This window comes from Alkalibacterium sp. m-11 (assembly GCF_054658155.1).
Genome location: NZ_BAAGIR010000089.1, coordinates 1 through 8,334 on the forward strand (window position 1 = coordinate 1; position 8,334 = coordinate 8,334).

7 protein-coding genes are annotated in these 8,334 nt (G+C 43.4%); 5 read left to right on the forward strand and 2 right to left on the reverse strand.

Annotated features, from left to right (window positions below; translation table 11 throughout):
- Nucleotides 1-148 precede the first annotated feature (148 nt).
- Nucleotides 149-781, reverse strand: coding sequence for a transcriptional repressor LexA (lexA, locus tag ACYQ2O_RS08920; protein ID WP_091264508.1), 633 nt, complete (start codon nt 779-781; stop codon nt 149-151).
- Nucleotides 782-980: 199 nt separating this feature from the next.
- Here lexA and ACYQ2O_RS08925 point away from each other — a divergent pair, with 199 nt between their 5' ends.
- The 5 genes from ACYQ2O_RS08925 to ACYQ2O_RS08945 all read left to right on the forward strand — a co-directional run bounded on the left by ACYQ2O_RS08925 (nt 981) and on the right by ACYQ2O_RS08945 (nt 7,461).
- Nucleotides 981-1,226, forward strand: a complete 246-nt coding sequence (locus ACYQ2O_RS08925; protein ID WP_346024040.1) for a DUF896 family protein — start codon at nt 981-983, stop codon at nt 1,224-1,226.
- A 106-nt stretch (nt 1,227-1,332) separates the two neighbouring features.
- Nucleotides 1,333-3,330: a transketolase gene (gene tkt, locus ACYQ2O_RS08930; RefSeq protein WP_346024039.1), complete on the forward strand. Its 1,998-nt coding sequence runs from the start codon at nt 1,333-1,335 to the stop codon at nt 3,328-3,330.
- A 249-nt stretch (nt 3,331-3,579) separates the two neighbouring features.
- Nucleotides 3,580-3,822 (forward strand): YneF family protein, encoded by a 243-nt coding sequence (locus ACYQ2O_RS08935; protein WP_459796444.1) that lies wholly within the window; start codon nt 3,580-3,582, stop codon nt 3,820-3,822.
- Between the two features lie 103 nt (nt 3,823-3,925).
- Nucleotides 3,926-5,677, forward strand: coding sequence for an ABC transporter ATP-binding protein (locus ACYQ2O_RS08940; protein ID WP_346024038.1), 1,752 nt, complete (start codon nt 3,926-3,928; stop codon nt 5,675-5,677).
- Nucleotides 5,677-7,461: an ABC transporter ATP-binding protein gene (locus ACYQ2O_RS08945; protein WP_346024037.1), complete on the forward strand. Its 1,785-nt coding sequence runs from the start codon at nt 5,677-5,679 to the stop codon at nt 7,459-7,461. The genes ACYQ2O_RS08940 and ACYQ2O_RS08945 overlap by 1 nt, the downstream gene beginning before the upstream one ends.
- A 79-nt stretch (nt 7,462-7,540) precedes the next feature.
- Here the strand turns inward: ACYQ2O_RS08945 and ACYQ2O_RS08950 are convergent, their stop codons facing one another.
- Entirely contained in the window at nt 7,541-8,137 is a 597-nt protein-coding gene (locus ACYQ2O_RS08950; RefSeq protein WP_346024036.1) for a lysophospholipid acyltransferase family protein, read from the reverse strand.
- Between the last annotated feature and the right edge of the window lie 197 nt (nt 8,138-8,334).

Here is an 8,334-nt window from a genome sequence, read left to right on the forward strand (position 1 = left end):
GCTGTTCTTGTGAAGACAACATTCTCAACACTCCTTCATTTTCGTAACGCTTACATACATTATACTAAAAACCCACTATTCTATCTATTGAAATCATAGGTAGAATAGGGGTTTTTCAGCAGTCTCTCGAGTGAGAAGGGGTTTTTTATTAGAATATATGGCTTCTATATAAAGAAATAACTTTTCCGAGAATTTTTACATCATTAAGGATGATAGGGTCAAGTGCATCATTTTCGGGCTGAAGTCTGATATGATTCTTTTCTTTGTAGAATCGTTTACAGGTTGCTTCATCATCTTCAGTCATGGCAATGACAATATCTCCATTACTTGCACTTTCCTGTTTTCTAACGATAACCTGATCGCCGTCTAGAATACCAACATTCATCATACTATCTCCACGGATAGTCAGCATGAACAGATTGCCTCTGTCTAGCTCCAGGTCATTTGGAATCGGGAAATAATCTGTAGCTTCCTCAATAGCAAGGATAGGTTCGCCGGCAGTGACTACTCCTAGTAGAGGTATTTTGTCCTCTTCATCTATTCCCAGTTTATCCAATCCGGCTTTAGTGAACTCGATCGCTCTTGGTTTCGAGGGGTCTCTTAGGATGAATCCATTTTTTTCAAGACGTGCTAAATGTCCGTGAACTGTTGACGTTGAAGAGAGAGCTGTCGCCATCCCGATTTCTCTCACAGTGGGAGGATACCCTTTCTTCTTCACCTGGTTATATATATATTGTAGAATTTCAATTTGTTTTTCACCTTTACGGCCTCTAGTGGTCATTACTCACCCTCACTTTCGGAATAATTTATATGAACAACTGTTCTGTTGTTATCAGTATAGCATAGGGCAGACGCTAATTCAAACGGATGTTCGAATAAAGGAAGCAGGTTCCAGCCGAATCTTATCTACCACTTTTTATTCAGGAATGTTATGATATAAGGTGTAGGACTTGCAAGAATAGAGAACTGAGGAGGATTCTATGTTAGAAAAGAAAAAACTGGACAGAATTAACGAACTCGTTAGAAAAGAAAGAAGTGAGGGTCTGTCTCAGGAAGAAAAAGATGAACAGAAAGCACTGAGAGAAGAGTATATCCAAGCTTTCAGGTCCGGCATGAAGAATCAGATCGAAGGGATGAAAGTTGTGGATCCCGACGGAAATGATGTCACTCCAGATAAAGTGAAAGAGATTCAGAAAGAAAAAGGCTTGCATGGCCGGGACGAGTAAACAGCCATATTCGTAATAACTGCAGAATAGATTGAATTAAAGCGCTAAAAATAGTACAATAATGTAGTAAGTTTAAATTTTAAACAAACGAAAGGGTTGAAGTTCATTGTTCGATAAAACAGATCAAATGGCCGTCGATACGATTCGTACATTAAGTATTGATGGAGTACAGGCAGCCAATTCCGGTCACCCAGGGTTACCTATGGGAGCAGCTCCTATGGCGTATACATTATGGACCCGTCACTTAAATGCTAATCCGAAAAATTCGAGATGGTTCAATAGAGACCGTTTTGTCCTTTCAGCAGGACACGGATCTATGCTTTTATACAGCCTTCTTCATCTATCAGGCTATAACGTGTCTATTGATGATCTTAAAAACTTCCGTCAATTGGGAGGGAATACACCAGGACACCCTGAAGTGCATATCACAGATGGTGTCGAGGCAACTACTGGTCCTCTAGGTCAAGGCGTAGCTAATGCAGTAGGAATGGCAATGGCAGAAGCACACCTGTCTGCTACCTATAATAAAGGTGACTATAACATCGTTGACCACTATACTTATGCACTGTGTGGAGACGGAGACCTTCAGGAAGGTGTTTCTCAGGAAGCTGCTTCTCTGGCTGGTCACTTGAAATTAGGCAAACTGATTATGCTTTACGATTCCAACGATATCCAGCTTGATGGACCGACTTCAAAAGCGTTCACTGAAAATGTCGGTATGCGTTTTGAGGCTTACGGATGGGAACATATCCTGGTTGAAGATGGAAACGATTTAGAGGCCATCGATGCTGCAATAACTAAAGCGAAAGAATCCACCGATAAACCAACACTTATCGAAATCAAAACAGTCATCGGATTCGGAGCAACAAATGCCGGTACGCACAATGTTCACGGTGCACCACTTGGACCTGAAGGGGTAAAAGCTGCTAAGAAAGCATACGGCTGGGAAGGCGAAGACTTCTACGTACCTGAAGAAGTCACTAAGCGATTCAAAGAGCACATGATCGATAAAGGTCAGGAGCTAGAAGATAAGTGGAACAGTCTACTTGATGAATACCGCAGTGCTAATGGTGAACTTGCGAATCAGTTCGACCAGGCTTTATCTGGAGAGCTTCCAGAAGGATGGGATGCTGAACTGCCTTCATTTTCTGAAGAAGATGGAGCAGATGCAACACGTAACTACAGTGGAAAAGTGCTGAATGCTATTGCTGAAGCTGTCCCTAACTTCTGGGGTGGATCTGCCGACTTGTCAGGATCGAACAAGACTATGATCAGTGGTGTTAAAGACTTCCAGGCTGGTCAGTATGACGGACGCAACATCTGGTACGGCGTAAGAGAATTTGCTATGGCAGCTGCTCTAAACGGCATCCTGCTTCATGGGGGAACGAAATCTTACGTTGCTACATTTTTCGTCTTTACAGATTATCTGAGACCAGCGGTACGTCTGGCTGCACTATCTGAAATTCCGGCTATCTATGTCATGACACATGACTCAATTGCCGTAGGTGAAGACGGACCGACTCACGAACCTGTAGAACAGCTATCCAGCTTCAGAGGAATGCACAATCTGACTGTTCTTCGTCCGGCTGACGGTAACGAAGTAGCTGCAGCTTGGGAAATTGCTGTGACATCAACTAACCGTCCAACTATGCTTGTGCTGACTCGTCAAAATCTTCCTGTTCTTCCTGGAACTAAGGAAACAGCGAGACAAAATGTCAAGAAAGGTGCTTATGTCCTTTCTCCGTCTGAAAGCGACACACCTGATGGTATCCTGATTGCTACTGGATCTGAAGTAACATTAGCTGTTGAAGCGCAGAAAGAGCTGAAAGCACAAGGGCACGATGTATCAGTAGTCTCCATGCCAAGTTTCGATCTGTTCGAACTTCAGTCTGATGAGTACAAGGAATCTGTTCTTCCAGCTGCTGTAAAAAACAGAGTAGCTATCGAAATGGGATCTCCATTCGGCTGGCACCGCTATGCTGGACCTGAAGGTAGGATTCTTGCGATCGACAAATTCGGAGCAAGTGGTAATGGTGAAGCTGTTGTTGAAGCTTACGGATTTACTTCTGAAAATGTTGTCAACACGTATCTTTCAATGAAATAATGTAACTGAAAAGTCTGAAAGCCACCTGTATTCCTGCTGGAGCACAGGTGGCTTTCAGCATGTTGTGAATAAAAACCGGAAGACGGGCTGGCCAGTACTTCCCTCTCTAAGTCAATTGATGGTATAAAATAGCTTTTTAACATATAAAGGTTTATTTCTCCACATTTATTGTGTAAAATAGTTCAGTGAGCAGATATGTCTATGTCTGCTGTATGGTTACAGTATCGATTTTTGAAAGGAGTGAACAAGATGAGCACAGGCCTTGCTATTGTACTAATTATTTTAGCTCTGATCGCCGGACTGGTCGGAGGATTCTTTATTGCCAGAAAATATATGATGGACTATTTTGAAAAAAATCCGCCAATCGACGAAAACATGCTGCGTATGATGATGCTTCAAATGGGACAGAAACCTTCTGAACGTAAGATCAATCAGATGATGAGTCAAATGAAATCTCAGCAGAAGAGCGCAAAGAATAAAAAGAAAAAATAAGTAAGGGACGGACAGAATAAAACGCTGTCCGTTAACATTTGACACAATATGACAATATGTCATATTGCTTTCACAATCGACTAAGCTAATGGGAGACGACGATATGGGGATATTTAAACGACTGAGCTGGTTTTTCAAACAGGAGAAAAAATCCTATCTGGTAGGAATAGGTGCACTGATCATCGTAGCGCTGCTCCAGCTGATTCCACCGAGAATTATAGGCATTGTAGTCGATGAAATAGATATGGGTATAATCACACAGGAATCGCTGCTTACGTGGCTGCTGATTCTGTCTTCCACTGCAATCGGTCAGTATGCTCTAAGGTATTTATGGCGGGTGCGTATCTGGGGAAACGCTGCTAAACTTGAACAGATCGTGCGTAAGCAGCTGTTCAATCATTTTACAAATATGGATAATGAGTTCTTCCAGAAATACCGTACAGGTGACTTGATGGCACATGCAACAAATGACCTTCGTGGTCTTAGAATGGTTGCAGGTGGAGGGATTCTTACGATGGCTGATGCAATCAGTGTCGGTCTGACCACTTTGCTGGCAATGATTTTTTTTGTAGACTGGCGCCTGACACTTCTGGCGATCATTCCACTGCCATTATTAGCCATGACGTCTCGTGTGCTCGGGAAAAAGCTTCACCTGCGATTCAGAGACGCTCAGGCTGCCTTTTCGCATCTGAATGATAAAGTTCAGGAGAGTATTCAGGGGATCAAGGTAATCAAGACGTTTGGACAGGAAAAAGAGGATATAGAGCAATTTTCAAAACAGACTGACAATGTCGTTGAAAAGAACAGATCAGTATACAAAATCGATTCACTTTTTGATCCGGCGATTACGTTTATCATGGGGATTTCATATTTCCTGACGATACTTGTAGGAGGCTGGCTGATTTCAGACGGAGAAATATCTGTCGGAGATTTCGTGACGTTCATCAATTATATCGGAATGCTCGTTTGGCCGATGTTTGCTATCGGACGTCTGTTCAACATTATTGAAAGAGGATCTGCCAGTTATGACCGGATCGAAAATCTGCTTAGAGAAGAGACATCAATAGTGGAACGTCAAGGGGCGATAGACAAACCGGTTTCAGGAGAGTTGTCTTTTGAACTTGATTCCTTTTCCTACCCTGATGAGGAAGGGACCACCCTTAAAAACATCCACTTCACGCTTGAAGCTGGCGGGACATTAGGTGTCGTTGGTAAAACGGGAGCAGGTAAAACAACGATTCTTAAGTTGCTTCTCAGAGAATATGATGGGTATAAAGGCAGGATCAGGTACGGGGGATATGACATACGTGATTATACCCTCGATGCGTTATTGAAACATATAGGCTATGTGCCTCAGGATAACTATCTGTTTTCAGATACGATAAGAGAAAATATCCGCTTTGCAGATCCGACCTTGTCTCAGGAAGCTGTCGAAGCGGCAGCTAAACTTGCCGATATTCATGATGATATTCTTGCGATGCCGAATGGATATGACACGGAAGTAGGCGAGCGGGGCGTGTCACTTTCCGGGGGGCAGAAACAGCGAATTTCAATTGCCCGGGCTATCCTCATCAATCCGGAACTGATGATTCTTGATGATTCACTATCGGCTGTCGATGCGAAGACTGAGGAAAGTATCCTGTCAGGGCTGAAAGAACTGCGCAGAGGACAGACGACGATCATTGCGGCTCACCGTATCAGCTCAGTCATGCACGCTGAAGAGATCATCGTTGTCGAAGACGGTGAAATTGTCGAGCGCGGGACGCACAATTCGTTGCTTGCACAGGATGGATGGTATAAGGATATGTATGAACAGCAGCAGCTGGTAAGGGAACTGGAAGGGGGAGAGGGCTAATGGAACAGCAGGAACTACAGAAAAGACGAACGATTCCGTTTAACGAACAGATGAGTATACTGAGACGCATCCTTACATTTGCCTCACCTTACAGAAATCAGTTTATACTGGCTATATTTTTCAGTGTAGCTCTTGCAGTAACTAATGCGGCACTCCCCCGAATCATTCAGGTTTTCATTGATAACCACCTGACAGTCGGTGGCGTGACGATTCAGACGATTCTCTTCTTCGCATCTCTTCACTTTGGTGTGACGATCGTTAGAATGACTGTCTGGTATTTCGAATTGTATATCTTTAATATGGCTTCAGAAAAAACAGTACAGAACATAAGAAATCAGCTGTTCACCAAACTTCATAATCTAGGCATGCGATTCTTCGATCAGACCTCTACTGGCTGGATCATTACGCGAGCTACAAATGATACTGAAGCAATGAAGGACTTCTGGCACGTATTTCTGACGATCATACAAGGGGTGTTTGGGGTCATCATCTCCCTTGGGGCAATGTTCCTGCTGGATGTAACTGTGACACTGTGGATCCTTATCTTTGCACCGGTCCTGCTACTGGTCATCAGATTCTATCAGGTCTATAGCTCACGCACTTACCATGAAATGAAATCCAAGCTGAGCCTGCTGAACACAAAACTTGCAGAAACCATTAACGGGATGTCAGTGATTCAGCAGTTCAGACAGGAAAAACGGCTTCAGAAGGAATTTGAAGAGACAAACCAGTCCTACTTCAATTCTCGTTTCTCCATGGTCAGAATCAACGCCTTGCTTCTGAGCCCGGTCATTAACATGCTGTATACTCTTGCTGTTGTTCTGATCCTGGCACTGTTCGGGTTCGACGCGTTGACCAGCCCGATTGAAGTAGGAATCATTTTTGCCTTCACATCATATGCAAATGATTTCTTCAGACCATTGACCCGGCTGATGGATAGTCTGAGTCTGTTCCAAGACGGAGTTGTTTCAAGCAGCCGCATCCTTACAGTTATGGATAACGAAGAGTATGTGCCGGAGCAGGACGACGATCCTGAAGCGCAGATCACTGACGGCAAGATAGAGTTCAAAAATGTAAGCTTCTCATATGACGACGAGAATTACGTTCTGAAAGACGTTTCGTTCACTGTAAATCCAGGAGAGACTATTGCGCTTGTCGGTCATACAGGGAGCGGAAAGTCTTCGATCATAAACGTGCTGATGCGTTTCTATGATTTCCAGAAAGGGGACGTGCTGATCGATGAGCAGTCCATCAGATCCTTCCCTATGCGGGAGCTGCGTCAGCGTATAGGTCTGGTCCTGCAGGATTCCTTCCTTTTCTACGGAACAATCAAGGACAACATCCGTTTGATGAACGAGGCTATTACAGATAGAGAGATAATTGAAGCGGCACGATTTGTTCAAGCCGATCAGTTTATCGAAGAACTTCCAGGTCAATATGATGCGCGGGTTGTTGAGAGAGGGGCCAGCTTCTCCAGTGGTCAGAAACAGCTGATCTCATTTGCCAGAACGATTGTAAGGGACCCTAAAATCCTAATCCTCGATGAAGCAACAGCAAATATCGATACAGAGACGGAGTCGCTCATTCAGGAAGGTCTGGAACGCATGCGTCAGGGACGAACGACTGTGGCGATCGCTCACCGACTGTCTACGATCAGAGATGCTGATCAGATCTTGGTACTAGATAATGGACATATTATAGAACGCGGGACCCATGACGAGCTGATTGAACGTGGCGGTTCATACAGAGATATGTACGAATTGCAGAACATCGGTCTGCAGTGATAGAAATATACTAGCAAATAAAAAAAGCCTTATCCACATCAGCCGGTAAACTGGTTGATCTCTGGATAAGGCTTTTTTCTTATTTATGGTCTTCAGAATCTAGAGAGACGAACGCATCCTGTATTTTTTCGGAATAATAAGCAGTGACGTCCTTGATGCCTTCTATTTTACGTTCAACCATGAACGGTTCTCCGAAGCGTACGGTTGCTTTCTGACGTTTCAGCAGGTCTTTGAATGTATACGGGCCGTGATAGACAACAGGTACAATCGGTTTTTTACTCATTTTTGCTATCGTAACAGCGCCACCTTTAAGTTCAGTGGAATGTCGTGTTCCTGTGGGGAAGATCACCAGGCCAAGATCGGTTTCCTTCAAAATCTTGACTGGGGTCTTGATGGCACTTGGGCCAGGATTTTTACGGTCAACAGGGAAAGCGTTCATTTTTGTAATCAGCCACTTAAAGAGTGGGTTCTTGAAAAGTTCTTTTTTTGCCATGAAACTGAATTGCTTGGGCGAGGCGGCAAGTACTAAATATACCGGATCGATCCATGAGCGATGAGGTGCTATAAGAATATAGTTATCGTCTTTAGGCAGGTTTTCCTTGCCCTGGACTTTATATCGTCCGTTTAAAGTCAGTATAAGCAACCTTACAATTAATCTTACAAATGAAAAAAACACTAGAGTCCACTTCCTTTTTAGGTTCTCAGTATAGTATGCGATAGAACTGGAAAATGTGCAAGAAAAAAATTAACTATGTGTAAAATAGTTGTCGGAAAGTAAAATAGTAGGGCAAGAAATTAAAGTAGACAAAAAGAAAGAAGACCCTTAATCTAGAGATAACCACAAATCCAGAAAAGAGGTCTTCTTATGAATCA

Excerpts from the sequence above, each read along its gene's own strand:
- lexA (WP_091264508.1), bottom strand. The coding sequence starts at position 781 with ATGACCACTAGAGGCCGTAAAGGTGAAAAACAAATTGAAATTCTACAA.
- ACYQ2O_RS08925 (WP_346024040.1), top strand. The coding sequence starts at position 981 with ATGTTAGAAAAGAAAAAACTGGACAGAATTAACGAACTCGTTAGAAAA.
- ACYQ2O_RS08935 (WP_459796444.1), top strand. The coding sequence starts at position 3,580 with ATGAGCACAGGCCTTGCTATTGTACTAATTATTTTAGCTCTGATCGCC.
- ACYQ2O_RS08940 (WP_346024038.1), top strand. The coding sequence starts at position 3,926 with ATGGGGATATTTAAACGACTGAGCTGGTTTTTCAAACAGGAGAAAAAA.
- ACYQ2O_RS08945 (WP_346024037.1), top strand. The coding sequence starts at position 5,677 with ATGGAACAGCAGGAACTACAGAAAAGACGAACGATTCCGTTTAACGAA.